The organism is Amycolatopsis sp., assembly GCF_035276945.1.
GTDB lineage: Bacteria > Actinomycetota > Actinomycetes > Mycobacteriales > Pseudonocardiaceae > Amycolatopsis_E.
Genome location: NZ_DATELF010000095.1, coordinates 46068 through 68845, shown reverse-complemented (window position 1 = coordinate 68845; position 22778 = coordinate 46068). Strand labels below are relative to the sequence as shown.

At 70.2% G+C, this 22778-nt stretch carries 8 protein-coding genes and 1 pseudogene; 4 read left to right on the top strand and 5 right to left on the bottom strand.

Annotation, left to right across the window (positions count from 1 at the left end; genetic code table 11):
- The first annotated feature begins 1 nt into the window (after position 1).
- Genes VJT49_RS16110 through VJT49_RS16100 form a run of 3 tightly spaced genes read left to right on the top strand, consistent with a single transcriptional unit; the run spans position 2 to position 11135 of the window.
- On the top strand, positions 2 to 7249 hold the full coding sequence (locus VJT49_RS16110; protein ID WP_324165637.1) for a non-ribosomal peptide synthetase: 7248 nt from the start codon (positions 2 to 4) through the stop codon (positions 7247 to 7249).
- Complete coding sequence (locus VJT49_RS16105) at positions 7246 to 10935, top strand: amino acid adenylation domain-containing protein (protein ID WP_324165636.1); 3690 nt, start codon at positions 7246 to 7248, stop codon at positions 10933 to 10935. Before VJT49_RS16110 ends, VJT49_RS16105 begins: the two co-directional genes overlap by 4 nt.
- Positions 10932 to 11135, top strand: a complete 204-nt coding sequence (locus VJT49_RS16100) for an MbtH family protein (protein WP_324165635.1) — start codon at positions 10932 to 10934, stop codon at positions 11133 to 11135. Before VJT49_RS16105 ends, VJT49_RS16100 begins: the two co-directional genes overlap by 4 nt.
- A 245-nt stretch (positions 11136 to 11380) precedes the next feature.
- On the opposite strand, the pseudogene VJT49_RS16095 reads toward VJT49_RS16100, so the two are convergent.
- A pseudogene (locus tag VJT49_RS16095) lies at positions 11381 to 12010 on the bottom strand (IS5 family transposase); the annotation flags it as partial.
- 386 nt (positions 12011 to 12396) lie between these two features.
- Between VJT49_RS16095 and VJT49_RS16090 the strand changes: the two are divergent.
- Positions 12397 to 15057 carry a LuxR C-terminal-related transcriptional regulator gene (locus VJT49_RS16090; protein ID WP_324165634.1) on the top strand — a complete coding sequence of 887 codons (2661 nt, stop codon included), beginning with the start codon at positions 12397 to 12399 and terminating at the stop codon, positions 15055 to 15057.
- Here the strand turns inward: VJT49_RS16090 and VJT49_RS16085 are convergent.
- From VJT49_RS16085 to VJT49_RS16070, 4 genes are all read right to left on the bottom strand, one after another.
- On the bottom strand, positions 15035 to 16222 hold the full coding sequence (locus tag VJT49_RS16085) for a cytochrome P450 (protein WP_324165633.1): 1188 nt from the start codon (positions 16220 to 16222) through the stop codon (positions 15035 to 15037). The genes VJT49_RS16090 and VJT49_RS16085 overlap by 23 nt on opposite strands.
- Position 16223: 1 nt before the next feature.
- Entirely contained in the window at positions 16224 to 17825 is a 1602-nt protein-coding gene (locus tag VJT49_RS16080; protein WP_324165632.1) for an FAD-dependent monooxygenase, read from the bottom strand.
- Positions 17826 to 18085: 260 nt separating this feature from the next.
- Positions 18086 to 21115 (bottom strand): ferritin-like domain-containing protein, encoded by a 3030-nt coding sequence (locus VJT49_RS16075; protein ID WP_324165631.1) that lies wholly within the window; start codon positions 21113 to 21115, stop codon positions 18086 to 18088.
- Entirely contained in the window at positions 21112 to 22605 is a 1494-nt protein-coding gene (locus VJT49_RS16070; RefSeq protein WP_324165630.1) for an NAD(P)/FAD-dependent oxidoreductase, read from the bottom strand. Before VJT49_RS16070 ends, VJT49_RS16075 begins: the two co-directional genes overlap by 4 nt.
- Between the last annotated feature and the right edge of the window lie 173 nt (positions 22606 to 22778).

Genomic DNA, 22778 nt, shown 5'->3' with positions numbered 1-22778 from the left:
CATGGACGTGCTGCCGTTGTCGCCCCTTCAGGAGGGGCTGCTGTTCCATGCCGTGGCCGACGGGCCGGGCGACGACGTTTACACCGCTCAACTGGTTCTCGACCTCACCGGGCCGTGGGACCTCGCCGCGCTGCGGGCCGCCGCACAGTCCCTTGTGGACGACCACCCGGGGCTGCGTGCGGCGTACCGGCAGCGGGCCGCCGGCCGTCCGGTGCAGCTGATCCCGGACCGGCTCACCCTGCCGTGGACCGAAATCGACCTGAGCGATGAGCCCGGCCGGATCGGCGGCGTGCTGGCCGAGGAACGGCTGCGTCCCTTCGACCCGGCGAAGCCGCCACTTTTCCGCATGCTGCTGGTCACTCTCGGGCGGCAGCGGTACAAGCTCGCCATTACCAACCACCACATCCTGCTCGACGGGTGGTCCAAGCAACTGCTGCCGAAGCGGCTCCGGGAGCGGTACGAGGGCCGGACCCCACCGCGCGCGGCGTCCTTTCGGGACTACCAGATGTGGCTGGCGCGGCAGGACCGGGACGCCGCCGCGCGGGCCTGGCGGGAGGCGCTGGACGGGGTGTCCGGGCCAACGCTGCTCGCGCCGCCGGCCACGCGGCACGACCGTCCACAGGAGACGTTCGGCGAGGTGTCCGAGGACGTGACCGCCGCGCTGCGGTCGGTGGCACAGCGACACGGTGTGACGCTGGGGACGCTCGTTCAGGCGGCCTGGGGGCTGCTGCTCGGCCGGCTCACGGCCAGCCGGGACGTCGTGTTCGGGCAGGCGGTGTCGATCCGGCCGCCGGAGATGCCGGGCGCGGCGGAGCTGATCGGGTTCTGCCTCAACACCGTGCCGGTGCGGGTGCGCTGGGACGAGACGGAAACCGTCGCCGGCCTGCTGACCCGGCTGCGCACGCTGCGGGCCGCGCTGTGGGAGCACCAGCACCTCGGGCTGGTCGAGATCCACCGCGCCGCCGGGGTGAGCGCGCTGTTCGATACGCTCCTGGCCTTCGAGAACCACCCCGCGCACGAGGCCGAGGCCGGCGACGGGCCGCGGATGGCGGTGGCCGGGGGCCACGACGCCACCCACTACTCGTACACGCTGGCCGTGCTGCCGGGCCGGATGCTCGCGATGCGGCTGTCGTCGCGGCCCGGGCTGCCCTCGAAAGAGGTCCTCGACCGGCTGGGCGTGGTGCTGGAGGGGATCGCGCGCGAGGCGAACCAGCCGGTCCGGCGGATCGGGGTGCTGCTGCCCGGCGAGCGGGACCGGCTCGTGGCCGCTCCGGATCCGGTCGAGGCCGCGACCGTGCCCGAGCGGTTCGCCGCGCAGGTCCGCCGTGTGCCGGACTCGATCGCCGTGGTGGATGGCGAAACCCGGCTCACCTACACCGAACTGGACGCGCGGGCCGGGGAGTTGGCTCGCCAGCTGAGGGCGCGGGGCGCGGGGCCGGAGCGGTTCGTCGCCGTGGTGCTGCGCCGCTCGCTGGAGCTGGTTGTGACGCTGCTGGCGGTGGCCCGGTCCGGCGCTGCCGCGCTGCCGCTCGACCCGGCCGGCCCGCCGGCCCGCCGTGAGGCCGTGCTCGCCGACGCGGCGCCGGTCCTGCTGATCGACGAGGACGGCGTCCACGAACTCGCCGCGATGTCCAATGAGGACCGTCCACTGTCACCGGATCACCCGGTGTACGTCATGTACACGTCCGGCTCAACCGGCCGGCCGAAGGGCGTCGTGACCCGGCACCGGGACGTCACGGCCCTGGCCGCCGACTCCGCCTTCGCCTGTCACGACTGCGTGCTGCTGCACTCGCCGCACACCTTCGACGCGTCCACCTACGAACTGTGGGTGCCGCTGCTGACCGGCGGACGGGTCGTGGTCGCGCCGCCGGGGCGGATCGAGCCGACGGTGCTCGCGGACCTCGTCGCGCGGCACCGCATCACCGCGATGTGGCTCACCGCTGGTCTGTTCCGCCTGGTGGCCGAGCAGGACCCGACGTGCCTTCGAGGACTGCGGGAGGTGTGGGCCGGCGGTGACGTGGTGCCGCCGGACGCGGTGCGGCGGGTGCTGTCCGCCTGCCCTGGCCTGGTCGTCATCAACGGCTACGGGCCCACCGAGACCACCACGTTCGCGCTGCGCGGGCCGGTGAGCGACGCCGCGCGCCTGGGCGCGTCCGTGCCGATTGGGTGGCCGCTCGACGGGATGGCCGGCTACCTGCTCGATGCCGCGCTGCGGCCGGTCCCGCCGGGTGTCGTCGGCGAGCTGTATCTCGTGGGCGCCGGGCTGGCTCGCGGCTACCTCGGCCGGCCCGGGCTGACCGCGGAACGGTTCGTGGCCGACCCGTTCGGGCGGCCCGGTGAGCGGATGTATCGTACCGGCGACCTCGCGGTGCGGCGCCCGGACGGGGCCTTCGAGTTCGCCGGCCGCGCCGACGAGCAGGTCAAGGTGCGCGGCTACCGCGTCGAGCCCGGCGAGGTGGAGGTCGTGCTCCTGGCACACCCCGGCCTCACCGGCGCCGTGGTGTCGCTTGTGGACGGACGGCTGATCGCTCACCTCACCGGGGAGTTCACCGAACCGGAGCTGCTCGCGCGCCTTCGCCGCCACCTGCCCGAGCACATGGTGCCCGCCGCGTTCGTGCGGCTGGAGACCCTGCCGCTGCGCGCCAACGGCAAGATCGACCGGGCCGCGCTGCCCCGGCCGGAGTTCCGGGCGGCGAGCCGGCCGCCGGGCACGCCGCAGGAGGAGATCCTGTGCGGGCTGTTCGCCGAGGTGCTCGGCGTGCCCGCGGTCGGCGTGGACGACGGTTTCTTCGCGCTGGGCGGCGATTCTCTGCTCGCGATGCGGTTGGTGGCGCGGGTCCGTGCGCTGTTCGGCACCGAGCTGCCCGTCCGTGAGGTGTTCACGCATCCGACGGTGGCGGAGCTCGCCGTCGTGCTGCGCGGGACAGGTCGCGCCCGCCCGGCGCTGGCCGCGGCCGAACGCACCGGAAACCTGCCGCTTTCCCCTGCGCAGCAACGACTCTGGTTCCTCAACCGGCTCGGCGGGGCGACCGCGATCTACCCGGTTCCGGTCGCGCTGCGGCTGTCCGGGCCGCTCGACCGCGCCGCCCTCGAAGCTGCTGTGCGCGACATGACGGCCCGGCACGAGGTGCTGCGCACGATCTATCCGGACACGTCCGGTGTCGCGTGCCAACGGGTCCTCGAGCCGGAGGTGAGCCTCACCGTCGTCGAGTCCACAGCGGACGAGCTGCCGTCGCTGCTGGCCTCGGCCGCGACCCGGCCGTTCGACCTGGCACACGACCGGCCGCTGCGGGCGATGCTGTACTCCGTCGGTGGCGAGGAGCACGTGCTCCTGCTCGTGATCCACCACATCGCGGCGGACGGCTGGTCGCTGCGGCCCCTGCTCGCGGACCTGCGCACCGCGTATGCCGCGCGGCTCACGGGCCGGGTCCCGGATTGGCGGCGGCTGCCGGTGCAGTACGGCGATTTCGCGCTCTGGCAAAGGGAACTGCTGGGTCGTGAGGATGATCCGGACAGCGTCCTGGCAGCCCAGACCGCGTTCTGGCGTGAGGCGCTCGCGGGCCTGCCGGAGGAGCTGGCGCTGCCGGCCGACCGCGCCCGGCCCGCCGAGCCCAGCGGCCGCGGCGGTCGGGTCGTGTCGGCACTTGGTCCAGGACTGCGCCGGGCCTTGGCAAAGCTGGCCGCCGACTCCCGCGCGACGCTGTTCATGGTGCTACAGGCGGGGGTGGCCACTCTGGTGACCCGGCTCGGCGCCGGCACCGACATCCCGCTCGGCACCCCGATCGCCGGCCGCGCCGACGCGGCGCTGGACGACCTGGTCGGGTTCTTCGTCAACAACCTCGTGCTGCGCACCGACACCTCCGGTGACCCGACGTTCCGCGAGCTGGTGGGCCGGGTCCGCGAGTTCGACTTGGCCGCTTACGAGCACGCGGACGTCCCGTTCGAACACCTCGTAGACGTGCTCAACCCGCAGCGGTCGTTGGCGCGCCACCCCCTGTTCCAGGTCATGGTCGTGCTGCAGAACGTGCCCGAGCCGGACCCGGAGCTGACCGGCCTGGCCGTGCGTCGTGAACCGGTCGAGACCGGGCAGGCGAAGTTCGACCTGTCGCTGCTGTTCCGGGAGAACGGCGACCGGGTGGACATGGTGCTGGGGTACAACGCCGACCTGTTCGACCACGAGACCGCCGGACTGCTCGCCACCCGCCTGCGGCTGGTGCTCGAGGCAGCGGCCGCGAACCCGGACCGCCGCCTGTCCGCGATCGACGTGACGACCGAGGCCGAACGGCGCCTGCTGGCCGAGACCGGCGCGACCACCCGGGACCTGCCGACCCGGACGATCGCTGACCTGGTCGAGCGGCACGCGGCCGTCCGGCCGGACGCGGTCGCGGTGGTGTCCGCCGAGGGCGAGCTGACCTACCGCGAGCTGGACGAGCGGGCCAACAGGCTCGCTCACCGGCTGCTGGCGCAGGGCGCCGGCCCGGACCGGGTCGTCGCGGTGGTGCTGCCCCGGTCGGCCGCGCGCCTGGTCGCCGTGCTGGCCGCGGCCAAGACCGGTGCCGCGTTCCTGCCCGTGGACCCCACGCTGCCGCCCGCACGCATCGAGCTGATGCTCGACGACCCCGCCCCGGCGTGCGTGGTGCGTGCCGCCGACCTGTCCTCATCGGACGGCCCCGCCGCACGACCGCCACGGCACACCCGCCCGGAGCAGGCCGCGTACCTGATCCACACGTCGGGCTCGACCGGTGCGCCCAAGGCCGTCGTCGTGCCGCACACCGGGGTCAACAGCCTCGCGGTCACCATGACCGAGCGGTTCGACCTGACCACGGACTCCCGGGTCCTCCAGTATTCCGCGCCCGGTTTCGACGCCTCGGTGATGGAGATGCTGATGGCCTTCGCCGCCGGGGCCACGCTCGTCGTGCCGCCGGAGGGCAAGCTGCTGGGCGACGACCTGGCGCACGTCCTCACGACCGGCGCGATCAGCCACACCCTCGTCCCGCCGAGCGCACTGGCGACGGTGCCGCCCGGCGAGTATCCGCACCTCGAGACGCTGCTGGTCGGCGCCGAAGCCTGCCCGGCCGCCCTCGTCGAACGCTGGGCACCGGGCCGGCGGATGCGCAACGCCTACGGCCCCACCGAGTCGACGGTGTGCGCGACGATCAGCGACCCGCTCGTGCCCGCGGCCGCCGCCCCGCCGATCGGGCGGCCCGTCGCGAACACGACCTTCCGGATCCTCGACGCGGCGCTGCGGCCCGTGCCGCCTGGTGTCGTCGGTGAGCTGTACCTCGCCGGTGCGGGTCTGGCCCGGGGCTACGCGAACCGGCCGGGGCTGAGCACGGCGCACTTCGTCGCCGACCCGTTCGGGCCACCGGGCACCCGCATGTACCGCACCGGTGACCTCGCCCAGTTGGGGCCCGACGGGCAACTGGAGTACCGGGGCCGACGCGACCACCAGGTCAAGCTGCGCGGCTTCCGGATCGAGCTGGGCGAGATCGAGGCGGCACTGACCCGGCAGCCCGGGGTGAGCCAAGCCGTGGTAACAGTCCGCGAGGACACCCCGGGCCTGCGCCGGCTCGTCGCGCACGTCGTCGGCGAGGCCGACCTGGACCGGCTGCGCGCCGAGTTGCCCGGATACATGGTGCCGTCCGCGGTGGTGGGCCTGCCGGCCCTGCCGCTCACGTCGAGCGGCAAGGTCGACCGGGCCGCGCTGCCGGCCCCCGCGCGGGAACCTGCGGGCCGGGAACCCGTCACGCCCGCCGAGGAGCTGCTGTGCTCGCTCTACGCGCAGGTGCTGGGGCTGCCGCAGGTCGGCGTCGACGACGGGTTCTTCGCTCTCGGCGGGGACAGTATCAGCGCCATCCGGCTCGTCGGTCTCGCCCGAGAGTCCGGTGAGGACATCACCCTGCGGGCGGTGTTCGAGCACCAGACCGCCGCCCGGCTCGCCGCGTCCGTGTCCGGCCCGCGGACCACGGCTACCGGGGACGCGATCGGCGACGTCCCGCTGACCCCGGTCATGCACTGGCTGCTGGAGCGCGGAGGCTCGTTCGACAGGTTCAGCCAGTCCGTGGTGCTGCGCGTGCCCGCCGACGCCGGCTTCGACCGTCTTGTGTCCACTGTGGACGTCGTGCGTGGCCACCACGACATGCTGCGCGCCCGCTTCGACGGGACCACACTGCGGGTCCTGCCGCGCGGTTCGGTGACCGGCACCGAGGTGCTGACCCGCCGCGTGGCAGCGAATTTCGTCTCCGCCGTCGAAGAGGAGGCCGAGAAGGCCCGTGCCGCCCTGGACCCAGGCGCCGGCGTCATGCTGCGCGCGGTGTGGCTCGACCCCGGCCCGGGCCGGGCCGGGCGGCTCCTGCTGACCGTGCACCACCTGGTCGTCGACGGTGTGTCGTGGCGGATCCTGGCCGAAGACCTCGCCCGGGCCTGGGACCGTCGCCCGCTGCCGCCGGTCGGCACCTCGTTCCGGTACTGGGCGACGCGGCTCACCAGAGGTGCGGACGATCCGGCGGTCACCGGCGACCCGGCCGTGTGGCACGAGGTCGCCGCGATCACCGAACCGCTCTTGGGCGGCCGCCCGCTGGACCCTGCGTCCGACACCGCGGGCACGTCCCGCTCGCTCACCGTGAGCCTGCCGCCCGGCCGCACCGGGCCGCTGCTGACCACGGTCCCGGCGGTCGGCACCACGACGGTCACCGACGTGCTGCTGACCGCGCTCGTCCGCGCGTTCGGCACCGACGAGCTGCTGGTGGACGTCGAGACGCACGGGCGTGAGGAGTTCGCCGCGGAGATCGACCTGTCGCGGACGGTCGGCTGGTTCACCGCGCTGCACCCGGTCCGGCTGCGGCGCGACGGCCGTCACGTCAATCCTGCGCACGGCTTCGGGCATGGGCTGCTGCGCCACCTCAACCCGCGCACCGCGCCGGAACTGGCCGCGCTGCCCGCCCCGCAGGTCTCCTTCAACTACCTCGGCCGGTTCGCCGTGCCCGGCGACGGGGACTGGACCTTCGCGCCGGAGTCCGCGGCGACCGGCAGCGGGCTGGACCCGCGGCTGCCCGCCGCGCACGCCGTGGACCTCACCGCCGCCGTCCGTGACGGCCCGGACGGCCCGGTGCTGGACGCCACCTGGACCTGGCCCGCGGCCCTGCTGTCCGAGGCGGACGTCGCGGAACTGGCCCGGAAGTGGTGCCACGAGCTCGGCCGTCTCATCGACGCCGCGCTGGACGATCTGGACGACTGGGAGGACGAGTGACCACCGAGATCCTGCCGCTGACACCGCTGCAGGAGGGGATGTTCTTCCACAGCCGGTTCGACACCGATGCCGTGGACGTCTACCTCGTGCAGGTCGCGCTCGACCTGACCGGGCCGCTCGACCCGGCACGCCTGCGGACCGCCGGGGAGGCGCTGCTCGAGCGTCAAGCCAACCTGCGCTGCGGGTTTCGGCAGCGCCGCGACGGCGGGGTGGTGCAGGTGGTGGCCGAGCGGGTCACGCTGCCGTGGACCGAGACGGATTTGACCGAGGCCGCGAATGCGGACGCCGAGTGGGCGCGGCTGCTCGACGCCGACCGCACCGAGCGGTTCGACCCGGTCAAGCCCCCGCTGCTGCGGATGCTGCTGGCTCGGCTGGGCCCGCAGCGGTACCGCTTGCTGTTGACCCACCACCACATCCTGCTCGACGGCTGGTCGATGCCGATCCTGGTGCGGGAACTGCTCGCGCTCTACGACGGCACACCGCTGCCGCCGGTGCGGCCCTACCGCGACTTCCTGTCCTGGCTCGGCCGCCGAGACACCGCGGCCGCCGTCGCCGCCTGGCGCGCCACACTGTCCGATGTGGACGAGCCGACGCTGCTGGCTCCGCCCGGCACCGGACACGGGCAGATCCTGCCGGAGCAGGTGCGCGCGGAGCTGCCCGCCGAGCCCGGGCAGCGGCTGGCCGCGCGGGTCCGCGAGCTCGGGATCCCGGTGAACACCGCGGTGCAGGCCGCCTGGGCGATCGTGCTCGCCAGGGTGACCGGGCGCGACGACGTCCTCTTCGGACAGACGGTCGCCGGCAGGCCCGCGGATCTGCCCGGCGCCGAGGCGATGATCGGGCTGTTCATCAACTCTGTCCCGGTGCGGGTGCGCACCGGCCTCGCCGAATCACTCGGCGACCTCCTCCGCCGCGTCCAGCAGGACTGGGCGGCGCTGCTGGACCACCAGCATCTCGGCCTGGCGGAGATCCGCCGCGTCGCGGGCGGCGGCGAGCTGTTCGACACGCTGGTGGTGTTCGAAAACCAGCCTCTGGAGCCCGTTGAGGCGGCGCCCGGCGAGGTCCGGATCACCGGCGTGTGGGGCCGTGACGCGACGAACTACCCCGTGCAGCTGGTCGCGGTCCCGGCGGAGCGGATGCGGTTCCGGCTCGCCTACCGGCCCGACCTGTTCGGCACCGCCTGGGCGCAGCGCCTGCTGGACGGGCTGGTGCGCGTGGTCACCGCGATCGCCGACGACCCCGGCCTGCCCACGGGACGGCTCGACGTGTTCGGCGTGCGCGAGGAGGAACCCGGTTGCGGCGCCGAGACGAACCTGGTGCGGGTGTTCGAGGATCAGGCCGCCCGCACCCCGGACGTGACCGCAGTCGTCTCCGGTCCGGTGGAGCTGACCTACCGGGAGCTGCACGCCGCGGCGAACCGGCTGGCCCACCGGCTGATCGCCGCCGGCGCCGGTCCCGAACGCGTCGTGGGCGTCGCGCTGCCGCGCACCGCCGACCTCGTCGTGGCGCTGCTCGCGGTGCTCAAGTCCGGTGCGGCCTACCTGCCGCTGGACCCTGGCTACCCCGCCGAACGGCTCGCGTTCATCGTGGCCGATGCCGAACCGGTGGCCATCTTGTCCACACTGGACACCCGGGCCACCCTGCCGCCGGACGCGCCGGTGCTCGTCGCCGGCGACGCGGCGGAGTTCCCGGACGAACCGGTGGGGCACGACCCGCACCCGGCGCACCCGGCGTACGTCATCTACACGTCCGGCTCGACCGGACGACCGAAGGGCGTCGTGGTCACCCACGGAAGCGTGGTGACGCTGTGCCGGTGGGCAGCCGGCGAGTTCGGTCCCGAGGGCCTTGCCCGCGTCGGGTTCTCCACGTCGCTGAACTTCGACGTCTCGGTGTTCGAGCTGTTCGCCCCGCTGCTGTGCGGCGGCTGCCTCGAAGTCGTATCCGGCCCGCTGGCCCTGCCCGAGCGGCCGCACGTGCAGCTGGTCAGCGGCGTTCCGTCGGTGCTGGCCGCGCTGGTCGCCGACCGCGGCCTACCCGAGCGCACGGCCACCGTCGTCTTCTGCGGCGAGGCGCTGCCCGCGGCCGTGGTCGACGACGTGCTCGAAGCGGCGCCCGGCGCCCGCGTTGCCAATGTGTACGGTCCGACGGAGGCCACCGTGTACGTCACGGCGTGGTACACCGAGACCTCGCCGGACGAGCCGCCGCCGATCGGGCGGCCGATCGCCGGCGGTGCGGTGCGGGTGCTGGACCGCGCGCTGAAACCGGTGTCACCGGACGTGGTGGGGGAGCTGTACCTCGCCGGGCCGGGCCTGGCCCGCGGTTACCTCGGCCGGCCCGGGCTGAGCGCGGAACGGTTCGTGGCCGACCCGTTCGGCCCGCCCGGTGCCCGCATGTACCGCACCGGAGACCTCGTGCGCCGCGACGAGGACGGCGTGCTGCACTTCGCCGGCCGGGCTGACCACCAGGTGAAGCTCCGCGGGTTCCGGATCGAGCTCGGCGAGGTGGAGACCGCGATCCTGGACTGCCCGGGGGTCGAGCAGGCCGCGGTGACCGCGCACGAGGGCAGACGGCTGGTCGCCTACGTCGTGGGCAGCATGCGCGACCTCGTCGGGTGGCTGGGCGAGCGGTTGCCGGACTACATGATCCCGGCGGCGTTCGTGTCCCTCGAGTCGCTTCCACTGACCGCCAACGGCAAGCTGGACCGCCGCGCGCTGCCGGCCGTCGAGTTCGGCGCCGCCGGCCCGGCCCGGCGTGCCGTCACCCCGCGGCAGCGGCTGCTCGCCGAGCTGTTCGGCGAGGTGCTGGGGACCGGTGAGGTCGGCCTCGACGACGACTTCTTCGCGCTGGGCGGGCATTCCCTGCTCGCGACCAGGCTGGCCGGGCGGATCCGGACCGTGCTGGGCACGGAGCTGTCGATCCGGCAGCTGTTCGAGGCGCCCACCCCGGCCCGGTTGCTGGAGGTGCTCGACTCGGGGGAGACCGACGGCGATCCCTTCGACGTGGTGCTGCCGCTGCGGACGCACGGCCGCCAGGAACCGCTGTTCTGCTTGCCCCCGCTGTCGGGGTTGAGCTGGCGGTACGCTGGGCTGCTGCGCACGCTGGGCCCGGGCCGGCCGGTGTACGGGCTGCAGTGCCGGGGCCTGCGCGACGAGGGCGGACTGCCCGAGTCGCCGACCGAGCTGGTGGGCGGGTTCGTCGAGGCGATCCAGGGGATGCGGCCGCACGGTCCGTACCACCTGTTCGGCTACTCGTTCGGCGCCACGCTCGCCCACGCCGTGGCGACGGCGCTGCAGGACGCGGGGGAGGAGGTGCCGCTGCTGGTGCTGCTGGACCCGCCGCTGAGCGTGCCGCGTCCGCTGACCCTGGACGAGGTGCGCGGGCTGCTCACCGATCACTATCCGGGGATGCTCGAACAGGTCGGCGAGGCGGGACTGACCGCGATCACCGAGGTGGCCGCCACCAACGCCAGGCTCGCGGCCGAGTTCTCGCCCGGCATCTACCGGGGTGAGCTGGTGTATCTGGGCGGTCCGAAGAACGACCCCGCCTACTGGAAGTCCATAGTGGACGGCAATGTGGAGTGTCACACGCTGCCGTTCGGCCACATCGAGATGGCCGCACCGCACGCACTCGCCCATGTCGCGTCCGTGATGGCCGCCAAGTTCCGCACCATGAGAAGGAGCCGGAGTTGAGTGAGAACCCGTTCGACGACGACACGATCGAGCACCTGGTGCTCGTCAACGACGAAGGCCAGCACTCGCTGTGGCCGCACTTCGCCGAGATCCCGGCAGGCTGGACCGTGGTGCACGGTCCAGCCGCCCGCGCCGAGTGCCTGGACTACGTGGAGCGCGCCTGGACCGACATGCGGCCGCGCAGCCTGCGGGAAGCCTGACGCGAAAATTGGGCGGCACCCGGCCGGCGCCGCCGTGGATCTTGTGGCGCCATCGGGGATGTTGCCCAGCTTCTTGATGTCCTCCACAGTGCTCATCAGGCAGGACATTCTGTTGTTTTGTTCTCGCCGTTCTTCTTGTCGCCAGCTCGTGGCTGAGGCGCCGGAACACCAGGCTGGCGGTCGTTTTGCTCGGGTTGGGTTGTCTTGTTCTCGGTGGAACTGTCGCGGTTGGAGTGGACCGTCGGCTCGATGCCTTTGCGGGCGATGTGGATTCCGATGCCGTGGTTGCGGACCCGGCGGCGGAGGTCGGGCTGGTCGTGGGCTTGTCGGCGGGCAGCGTTCCGGGTTTGCGCCGACGCGGGCCACACCGGGACCTGATCGCCGGGATGGCGTTGACCAAGGGTTCGAGAGCCTGGGAGTCGTGGGTGGTGGCCGCGGAGATGTCGACCGAGAGCGGCAGCCCACCACGTTCGGACAGCGCGTGGATTTTCGATCCGGGTTTGCCGCGATCGACCGGGTTCGGGCCGGTCAACGATGCCGCTTATGGCCCGCACGCTCGCTCCGTCGAGGATGGTACGGGATCAGTCGATCACACCCCGGCTACCGAGTTCCTCGAGCGCGGCATGGTGCAATCGCCGCCATAGCCCCGCCTCGGTCCACTGACCGAAGCGACGGTGCGCGGTCTGAAACGGCACCCCGAACGACGGCGGCAGGTCCCGCCACGCATACCTGCTGGTCAGCACATACACGATCGCCGCGAACACCGCCCGCGCCGGCAACGGAGCCGTCCCACCACCGTGCGGCCGCGGCTTGAACTCCGGGACCAACGGCTCGGCCAGTGCCCACAACTCATCCGGCACCAACCGCAACGACAACCGCTACGCAACCAAGATCATCCCGGAACGACAGCCGAACACCACGTAAGACACGCTCCAATAACGGGCGGCGCCTGGTGACTGATCGCCCACATCCACAATCTTCCGACAGGTTGGGCCATCGCGTGCGCTGATAACCTTTTCGCATCAGACTGCGCGATTATGCAGAGATTGTCCGCATTTTCTCGATCCTGTCATTGTCGGGTTTCCAATATCGCATCAATACGGTAAGTCTTGATCAAGATGCGGTGTGGTAATGGAGGCGGACTGTGACAGGTAACCGTAACGCCCGTAGCCACCGAACGGGCAGTACTGTCGAATTTCCTCGTTTCCACGTGACGCCCAGGGCGTTGCGGCAGCGGAACAGGCAGCACCCAGCGACTCGGATGCTGCGTGGTCGGGACGCCGAGCTGACTCGGTTCGCGGAGATCCTGGACAGTGCGATCACGGCGAGACGCGGCAGCGCCGTGTCAGTCGTCGGCGAAGCGGGCGTGGGCAAGACCGCGTTGCTTGCGGCGGTCAGGGCGGCAGCGGTCTCCCGCGGCTTCCGGGTGGAGCGGTTCGGGCTGGACGAGGAACTCCGGCACGACGTGCTGGCCCGTCTGCTGAGTGACAACGAGTCGGGGGTGAACGACCCCCAGATCGTGCTGGAGGGCCAGTCGGCCAGTGAACCGCTGCTGATCACCCTGGACGACCTGCGGTGGGACGGGCCGGCCGCACGAGTTTTGGGCAAGTTGTTCTCCCTGGTACCGACACGGCCTCTGGTGTGTGTGCTGGCCGGCCGTCCGAACCGGGCCGCATCCCACCTTGACCGGTTTTTCCGCTATCTGGAAGACCGGGAAACCATGGTGCATATGCCACTGCGCCAGTTGTCCGACGAAGCAGTGGCGGCGGTGGCCAAGGATGTGCTCGGCTTCGCGCCGGCCGATGCGCTGACCGAGCTGGTGGCCTGCGCCGAAGGTAACGCCGCGGCCTTGGTCCGGCTGCTCGACGGGCTGGTCCGGGAGAAGGCGGTGCACTGCGAGGGGAAGATCGCGCGCCTGAAGTACGAGTTCACCGGCCTGTCGGCGGGTGCACCACTGCCTGAGTGCTTGTCTGCGCTGGTTCGTCGCGCGCTTGACGCGCTGTCGCCGCAGACGCGCCAAACGTTGGAAGCGGCGGCCGTGCTGGGTCGGTCGTTCACTCCCGATGACGTCGCGGAAATGCTGGGGCAACCGGTCGCGGTGCTGCTGCCCGCATTCCGGGAAGCCCTCAACGCCAGGGTGCTGGACGGCGCGCAGGAGCACATGCGGTTTCGCCGAGGCATGGTCTGGCAAACGGTGCTGCGGGGCATCCCGGTGCCGGTTCGCGGTGCTCTGCACCGTCAGACGGCGAAGACGCTGATCAACCGGGGCGGCTCCGCCATCGACTCGGCCGAGCACTTGCTGCATGGAACGGTGCGACACGACGAGGCCTCGGTCGAGCTGTTGTGTCAGGCGGCGGAGCAAGCACTGCCGTCGTTGCCGCGCTTGGCGGCCGAACTGGCGATGCGGGGCCTGGAGTTGGTGTCGAGCGACAGCAAGAAGTGGCTGTCGCTGGCCATGATCGCGGTGGAGGCCTGCACCAGGGGCGGCCCGCTGGCCCAGGCCGTGGAGCTGGCCAGGGAGGCGATCAGCCGGGATGTGTCACCCGATGCGGCCAGAGTGCTGCGCTACTGGCTCGCCACCGCGCTGACCCTGCAGGACCGTCACCCGGATGCGGCGGAGGCGGCAGCCGGATTGCTGACCGATTCGAGCGCTTCCGCCGACCTTACTCGGCGATTGCTGCTCAACCGATCGATGGCGGTGACTGTCCGGGCTGCGCCCAATGCGTCCCAGGAGGAGGAACAAACGTCGGTGTGCTGTCCGTTGACGGCCTGGCGGTCGGGTGCGCTCGCCACCGCGCTGCAGAGGTCCCGTGAGGCTCTGGTAACCCCTGACGCTCGATTACCGGTGACGCATCCAGGGCATCCACGGCTGGCGCACGCGATGATCCTGACCGGGCTGGGCAACCTCGAGAATGCGCGGTCGGCGGTCGCGGATGCCGAGCAGGACATCGACTACACGCTGGGCGCGTTGCCGAAGCTCATGCGCGCCAGGCTTGAACTGGCTGGCGGGAGGCTGCCGAGCGCCGCGGCCGAGGCGACCGAGAGTCTCACGATCGCCAGGGATACCGGCATGCGGGTTCACCTGGCCGCTGCCTTGGCGATACTGATCACGGTGGCATTGCGGCAGGGCCGATCCGAACCGGGTGAGTCGGGAGACGAACTGGTGAAGTGGGCCACCGCGGAAGTGGCCGGTACCAAGGCCGTGACGCTGGAATGGGCACGAGCCCAGTCGGCGCTCGCGTATGGCGACTACCACGGTTGTTCGCAGGCGCTGGAATGGTTCATCCGTCACGACAACTGCAGAGCGCTTGCCATGGTGGACTGTGCCGCCGCAGCGTGGATGGTACGCACGGGACTGGCGATGGGCAGACGTGACTGGGCCGTTGCGGCGGCGGATGCGGCAGTCCTGCTCGCCAAGGACAATCCGGACGTCCGGTCCCTGGCGTTGGCGGCGGCGCATGCGCGCGGTCTGCTGGGCGACGACGTCGAGGCACTGTCGGAAGCCGCGGAGGGGCAGCGGGATCTCTGGGCGCGTGCGTCGGCAGCCGAGGATCTGGGCACCAGACTCGGTACGGTCGACGAGAAGTCCGCGGTGAAGAGACTGGAAGGCGCGCTCGCGCTGTACCAGTCGGCCGGAGCGGAGCGCGACGTGGCACGCACCCGCCGTCGGCTTCGCGCACTGGGGGTCGTCAAACGGCACTGGCGGCGCCCGGCAAGTCCGAAGAGCGGCATGAACAGCCTGACCGAGACGGAACGGGCCATTACCTTCCTGGTCGCCGAGGGCCTGACCAACAAGCAGGTCGCGAACAGGATGTTCATCTCACACCATACCGTCGCGTTCCATCTGCGTAAGGTTTTTCGCAAGCTCGACATCCGCTCCCGGATCGAGCTCATTCGCCTTACCCAGCCCGACCCCGCCTGATCCGGACGGTCAACATCAGCCGGACCGGTCCGTGGAAAACCATGTCGTGGCCGTAGCGAACGTCGGTGACCGTGCGGTTGGACAGGAGGTCGAGCAGCATGGGCAAGGCGATCTCCGCTTCTGCCCTCGCGAGCGCCGCGCCGAGGCAGTAGTGAATGCCGAGGCCGAAACCGCAATGGCGGGTGGTGCCTCTGTCCAGCCGCAGTTCGTCTGGCTCTGCAAACTGGCGAGGGTCACGGTTGGCTGACCCGAGCACGAGCGTGACCTTGTCACCGCTGCGAATCTCCCAGCCACCCAGCTGCCGTACTTGGGTGGCCCAGCGGGTCACCATCTGCACAGGTGGGTCGTAGCGAATCAGCTCCTCCACCGCGGCGGGCACCAACCTCGGTTCAGCCCGCAGTCGTTCGAGCACCTTCGGGTGGGCAAGCAGGGCGAGCACCGATTTGCCGATCAGGTTCGTGGCGGTCTCGTGCCCTGCGGTGAGCAGATGGACGCAGGTTCCGGTGATTTCATCGGTTGTCAGCCCCTCCGCGTGGGCCAGCAGCGAGACGAGGTCGGAACGCGGTTTCCAGCGCCGGCGCACCTCTTCGCGGAAGTACTCGGTGAGCTCCCGCGCGGCGGCCTCAGCCTTCGTGAAGGCGTCCTCGTTGCGTGCCGCACGTGCGGAGCTGGCCTGCTGCAACCATTCCGCGCGTTCGCGGAACCAGTCGTGCAGGCTCGCCGGCACCCCGAGCAGTTCGGAGATGACCAGCACCGGCAACGGCGCCGCGAAGTCTTTCACCAGGTCCACCGCGTGCCGATCGGTGAACCCTCGCAGCAGATCGTGGGCGATCTCGGCGACCCGCGGACGTAAGCTGGTCGCGACCATTGGGGAGAATGTGGCGGCGAGCAGGCGGCGCAGACGGGTGTGCCGGGGCGGGTCCAGAAAGACCAGCCAGTTCTCCACGCTTCGGCGCAACGCGTTGTCGCGACCGGGTAGGTGCGGGGGCATGTTACGACTGAAGTCCCTGCTGGACAACGTCTCCGCGACATGTTCGTAGCCGAAGACGTACCAGGTGCCTGGCGCGGCCTGGTGTACCGGGTCCTCCGAGCGGTAGCGCCGGTAGATCGGGTACGGGTTCGCGACGTCCTCGGCTGACCAGCCTTGGGGGGAGAACGGCATCATGTCAGAACGCCCCGCGTACGATGTCGGCCAGCTCGTCCGGCGCGGACGGGAGCTGCTCGCCGCGCCACGCCACGTGCCCATCGGGGCGGACCAGCACAAATGGGTACCGGTAGAGCCGGGCGAGCTCCCGATCGCCGCACGCCATGGTCCGCAGCGGGACCTTGCGCTGGGCGAACGCGCGGTCGAATCCGTCGAGCCGGTCGGACTCCGCGAAGCGGAGCAACGTGTACCCGCGACCGAAAAGGTCCAGTGTGGACACACCCGGGCGTACCCAGGCGTGCGCGGCTCGGCTGCCGGGATCGCTGCCCGGCCGCCAACCCGGGGGTAGCGCGGCGGCGGGGCCGTCCGACACGACGATCGGGGAACGGTAGCGGAACCCGAAGTGGACTTCTGGTGCGTCGAACTCGCGTCGCGCGCCGCTGCTGATCAGCCGTTCAGCCATCGTCGCCCGCGCGCGCACGCCCTCTGGCGTGTCCTTCCCCAAATCTATCGGGATGTCCCGGTCCATGGTGCGCTTCAGGTTCGTGTTGGCTGCCTCCAGGCTGTCCAGCGACACCGGGCGCCGTTCCGTTTCGTAGGTGTCCAGCAGCCGTGAACCGGCCCAGCGGTCGAGTTCGGCCGCGAGTTTCCAGCCGAGGTCGGCGGCGTCGCCGACGCCGGTGTTCATGCCGAATCCGCCGGAAGGGGACAGAGTATGCGCCGCGTCACCCGCGAGAAACACCCGTCCGGACCGGTACTGGTCCGCGACGCGGTGGGTCAGCCGCCACACTCTGTCAGACAGCAGCTCCACCTGGGTCTGGAATGCGATGGCATCCCGCACCACCGACATCGCGTCCTGGCTGGTGTCTCCCGCGATGACCATGTTGTAGAGGCCGTGGCCGTCCAGCGATCGCAGCGGATAACGTAGGGCCGCCGAGCGCATCAGGAAGTACACCAGCGCGGCGCGGTGGCCCATTGGGGTGAGTTGGCTGGCCAGGTCCGGGGCGTGGAAAAGGATGTTGCGGAACACCTGCGCCTCGTAGCGCGCTGGAGCGTTGATGCCGACCGCCTTGCGGATTGGGGAGGAACTGCCGTCGCAAGCGACCAGGAACCGGGCGACGACAGTCATCGTCGTCCCGCGTGCGTGGTCGCGGACGGTCGCGCGCACGGCGTCGGAGTCCTGCTCGATCCGCTCGATGCGGCACCGGTACCGCAGCGGGCCCTCCGGGTGGATGCCGACAGCGTTCGCCAACAAGGGGTTCAGCCAGTGCCCCGGGCACACCTGGTCGGGTTCAGGGGTGTGGGTGAAGGCTGGACGGTCCCGGACGGTGCCTCGTTCGAACCGGTGGATCTCGTGTTCGCCCACACGGATGACCCAGGCGATGTCAAGCGGGTGGTCGTCCGGCCAGCCGGCGGCGCGGATGCGGTCCGCGACACCCCACCGCCGGAAGTGTTCCATGGAGCGCGGACCCACGGTGCTGACCTTGGGGTGGCGGACAACCCCATCACCCTCGTCGATGACGACGTGATCGATGCCGCGATACGCCAGGTCCAGTGCCAGCGCCAAGCCGACCGGGCCGCCGCCCGCGATCAGCACGTCGGTTTCGTACAGTGGTTCATTCATCTCAGAAGCTCCTGTCTTCGGCGCGGGCTCTCCGGGGCTGGGAAGATGGGGCGGGCCGCTCGGTACGCCGGTGGGTCTGTGACGCCGTACGAGTTCGAATTGCGCGGTCTACTACCGGCGCAACACGGCCCGGTGCGGCAAGCAACGCATGACACGGCAGATCATCAGGCAGGCCAAGGCCATCGGGCTGACCCTCTGGATCGGCGCCATCCCGGCCCGACACCAGCCCCGCAAATCACCCGGTGAACAACATGTCACGTTCATCTTCGTGTCAGGTACCCTCGCAACTGGTCGGCAAGCATCGTGCTCAGCTCGCCCACTCGTGGGGGCACAAGTGGGCACCTGGTGACCCGTGCGGCGACGGCGTCCAGGCGCATCGCGACCGCGCGCGCCGCCACGTCGGGACGTGACACGAAAGCGGGCGGCGCGTCCAGTTCGAACGATGGTCCCGCCGTCCTGCCCGGCAGCCCGGACGGCATGACCACGAGCAGTTCGCCCAGCGGTCGCATCACCCCGGTCATCACGTCGATGGCCGCGTTCATCAGCCGGGACCGGCGCAGGCTCGTGTCGTGCCCAGTGCCGAAGTGCTGCACCATCAGCTGCAACATCACGAAATAGGCGTCGTTGAACAGCCGCATGATCTCCCGAGCCTCGGGATCGGTGACGTGCTCGCTCGCCTTGCCGCCGTCGCGCACTGTCGGGTTCCGCACGACCGGGTAGGAAGGGACCCAGTCGGCGTCGCGCATTACCGCGGCGACGCCCAAAAATGCCTCGTAGTGCGACCGCTCGTCGCCATGACCTGTTTGGCTGGCACGATCGGGCAGCACACCGCCTTCACCCTGTTCGGTGATGATGTCGATGGCGAACAAGGCGCTGCCGAGGTCGTCGACCTCCAACTGGTAATCGGGGTGGCGCTGGTTGACCGACCGCCTCAGGAACAGGTGGTGCTCTCCGCCGCCGCGTCCGGATTCGACCAGGAAAAGGCCGGGGATCTCCTGCAGACCTTGCCTGATACGGCGGTAAAGTTCGCTCAGCGAGGAGTAGGCGGGACCGCGCGGGTCTGCCCTGCCGGCGCGGTCGCCCAGCAGCACGTCGCCGGTCAGACAGTCCGGTCGTTCGATGCGAATGAAGCGTTGAATGCTGCCGAAATCCAGGCGTTCGAGAGAGAAATCCAGCGGAACGGGCAACTCGGTGTTGATGGTCCCGAAATCAACGTTCGGGACATGGAACGGCTCGCCGAGGGCCGACAGCACATTGTTGACCAGTAGAAAGTGGACCATTTCTTCGCGGGCGACGTTGATCAATGTTCCGCGAATTCCGTCGTCGAGCGTCTCGCCGCCGTCGCCGCAGGCGATAGTCAGCTGCCGTGGGGTCCACTCGCCCCGGCGGACGTATTCCAGACCGGCGCCGTACGCCGGGACCGAGTAGGCGGCGTAGAGGTATTGCGTCATCACCGTGAGTTCGAGCGTGGCGGCGTCGCGCAACGCCGCCACGAGCTCGGCCCGGGTCAAGAGGCGCCTGACCGACCGAACCGTCGAAGGCAGTGTGCGAAGCACCTGGGCTGGCTTCTGCTGCGCCCGCAGATAAGCCAGCAGCAGTCGCGCCTTCGGCTCCGTCAGATCGCGTGTGGGCGGCATGTAGTAGGTCTTCGGCTTGTTGCGGGGGTCGCACATCTGCCAGATCAGCTTCGCGTAGGTCTCCACCTTGCACCGGTCCGCGAGGCTGAAGACCTCCTCCCGCATGAACGAGTACAGGAACTCATAAGGGGCGAAGACCTCCCGGCAAATCAGGTCGAAGGTGACCTCGTCCTCAGGAAGATCCGCGAGCCGCCAGTCGTCCGGCAACACGCGGACCGAGAGGTAGCCGGCGGTCGACCAGAACCCCAGCTCGTCGTCGTTGTCGTACGCCGGGACGTTGGGGCACCCGGCCTCGACGGCGAGCAGGACGCGGGCAGCGCCCGCCCGCGCGCCGCGCACAGTGAACCGCCCGCGACCGTCCTCGTCGGTACTCACGACGCAGGCGCTCGACAAGTTGTCGGCGTCGCCGGCGCGGAGCCGAACGATTTCCGCCCGCGCTGCGTCCGGATCGCGCGGAAGCGCTCTCGGGTTGGCGACCTGCCGCAGCCACAGGGCTTCCACCGGCGCGGGGCGGCCGCGGACGAAGGACCGGAACACCACCTCGACGTCGTGGTCCGCATCGTCGGCGTCGCGTGGGTGCTCCAGGAACAGGCAGGCGTCGTCGACCTGGACATTGATCTCCCGCTCGTGCGACAACGTCTCTCCGCTGTTCCCGCACGTCAGGACCAGCGCTTCGTCATCATCGCGGCCGACTGGGTTCGCGCGCGGCACATGCACCACGCCACCGTGGCGCAGCGCGTCCACACAGGACTGCCGTGACACCTGGGCGACGACCTGCCCGGTGCCTGCCGTGCGCAACTGAAGGTCGTGGGCGGGAAGCCACGGGCCGATCGCCGTGATCATGTTCAGCGTGACGTCGTTGGCCGTCAGATCGGCGGAGAAGATGTGTGGGGCCTGCGCGCGGTCGGTGGGCACCAGCAATCGCCCGGCTGGGTACGTCCGCAACTCTGTGCGGTGCCAAGGGGCGATGGTTCCCCGCAGGTCCCAGCGTTGTGGGGCATTCAGGACGGATGCGGCGGACGGGGTGACGAGCGCGAACTGCACGACGAGACCGTCGGCCTCCGATCGCAGCGCGGAACGCAGGCTTGTGACAGCGGGGGAGCCGCTTTTCTCGGCAAACCACATCAGATCCTCAAGTGTCACCACGAACTGGTGCACGACGGCGCCCCGCCGGAAGTCATGCCACCTCGGTGGTTGAAAGCCGTGCACGTCGCCGGTGAGCGCATACCCGGTGTCGTGCGAGCGCCCGAGACGGCCGAACCCGACCTGGCCGACCATCAGTGTGGTCGTCCAGTTCGACGACGGGTCGACGTCGAATACGCGGGCGCGGTTGACGGTCGTCTGGAGGTACTCGTTGTAGTGTCCCCACATGTCGACGCGGCGGCCCACCGCGGGGTCGGTGAAGTCGACCTCTCCTGCTCGCAACTCGACGCCCGACACGACGGCATCGACGGTGAAGTGACCGTTGCCGGCGAAGCGCTCTCCTCGCGGGCCGTCGTACTCCTGCGGTGGCCTGTGAGGGGGGAAAGGCGTTCCGTCGGCCCCCAGCGCGGTGTTCGTCGCCAGGTCCATCAGGCCGCCGCGCGGACCAGTGGGCAACTGGGTCGTCGCGCTCCCTGCGAAGTGCAGACGTGGCAAATGAAAGATGCTCAATCGGTACTCCTCACCAGCGTGGCCGCCGGGCGGCCGGCCGGCTCGTGCGCGTCGACGCTGTGCACGGCGTCGATGGCCGACTCGATCGCCCCCTCGATCCAGGCGGGTTCCGATGAGCAGTGCTCGCCCGCGAAGAACAGGCGGTTCTGCGGGCGTGCCGCCGCTCGCCGTTGTTCCTCGCGCGTGGCGGCATCCTGGGCCCAACGGATGGTGGCCGCCCCCCGGCTCCAGCGGTGCTCACCCCACACCTGACTGGCCGTTTCCAGGATCATGCCGGGTTCTCGCAGCCTCGGGTGCATCCGGCTCACCTCCTCCACAACCACCGCACGCCTGGTGACCGGGTCGAGCCTGCTGATTTCGTCGGCGTCGGCGCCAATGGTGTAGCTTGCGAGCAGCGTCGCGCCCAGCGACGGGTCGTCCGGCGCGGGCGGGTAGTACGTCTGCCGTACCAGCCCGCCGGTGACCGAACCGCCACCGGAGATTCCGTCCGCAATCCAGAACGGCTCCCGGCAGTGAAAAGCGATCTTGGTGGCCGGCCAGTACGCGGTTTCGCGGATGATGCTCAGCTTGTCGTCGTCAAACCCGTCCAGCCGTAGCCCGCGCAAAACGGAAAAAGGAATCGTGCACAACACGTAGTCGAAGTACCAAGTGGTGGCTGTGGTGCCGTGGCGAACCTCGACGGCCACGTCATGGTCTTGGACCGACAACCCGACCACCTCGTGGCCCAGCAGGATCGTTCCGCGGATCTTCCTGGCGAGGGCGGTGGTGAGCGTGTCCATGCCGTCCCGCAGGCGGAAGGCGAAGTTCGTTTCGACGAGCGCGTCGTACAGGAACCGGTCGTGCTTGCTGGCGATCCGCGCTCGCAGGTGCGGGTGGTCCGAGAAGAGGGAAAGAAGGTCCACCTTCGATCTGTTGTCGCCGTACAGGTACGAGTCCAGGTCGATTCGGTCAACCAGATCGAGCAGTTCGGTGTTCGTCCCAGGGTAATCCTGGAACCGCTGCGGTGCGACCGCGCTCAGGCACACGTTCAGCCATGAGCCGAACAGCAGGGTGTTGTATCGGTATTTCTGTGTTCCCAGACGGAATGTCAGGTGTCCCACCAGCTCCTTCTGCGCCTCGTGGACCCGGACGTGGCTGCCGTCTTCGCTGCGCAGCAGGTTGCCGTCGTCGGACAACGTCGTCCGGAACTCGCAGAGCTGGTCCAGTAACCCGAGCTGGGCAATGTACCCCAACGTTCGCGTATGACCCACGGAAATCCGCATCGCGCCGAGCTCGGCGAACGGGGAACCCTTGGCTCTGCCGAATCGATGCGTGTAGACCCTGCCGCCGATGCGTTTGCTTCCCTCCATGATCAGCACTCGGTGTCCGAGCCGCTCCAGGTCGGCGGCGGCAACCAGACCAGCGACGCCCGCGCCCAGAACCGTGATCCTCTTCGGGGCTGAGGTGGGGTGATCCGACGTACCACCACCGCGCAAACGAGCGACGGACATCTAGCCCTCCTGATCGCGACCGGATGTCGTGATCGTTGTCAGCCACACGTTTCGTCCACATCCCCTGCGCCATCGCCAGGATCAGTAACTTGTGGCTCCCGGCACGCCCGCGAGGACCCCTCGTCATCACCAGGGTTGACGGTGTTGCCGCCAATTCGTCCCGGACCGGACCG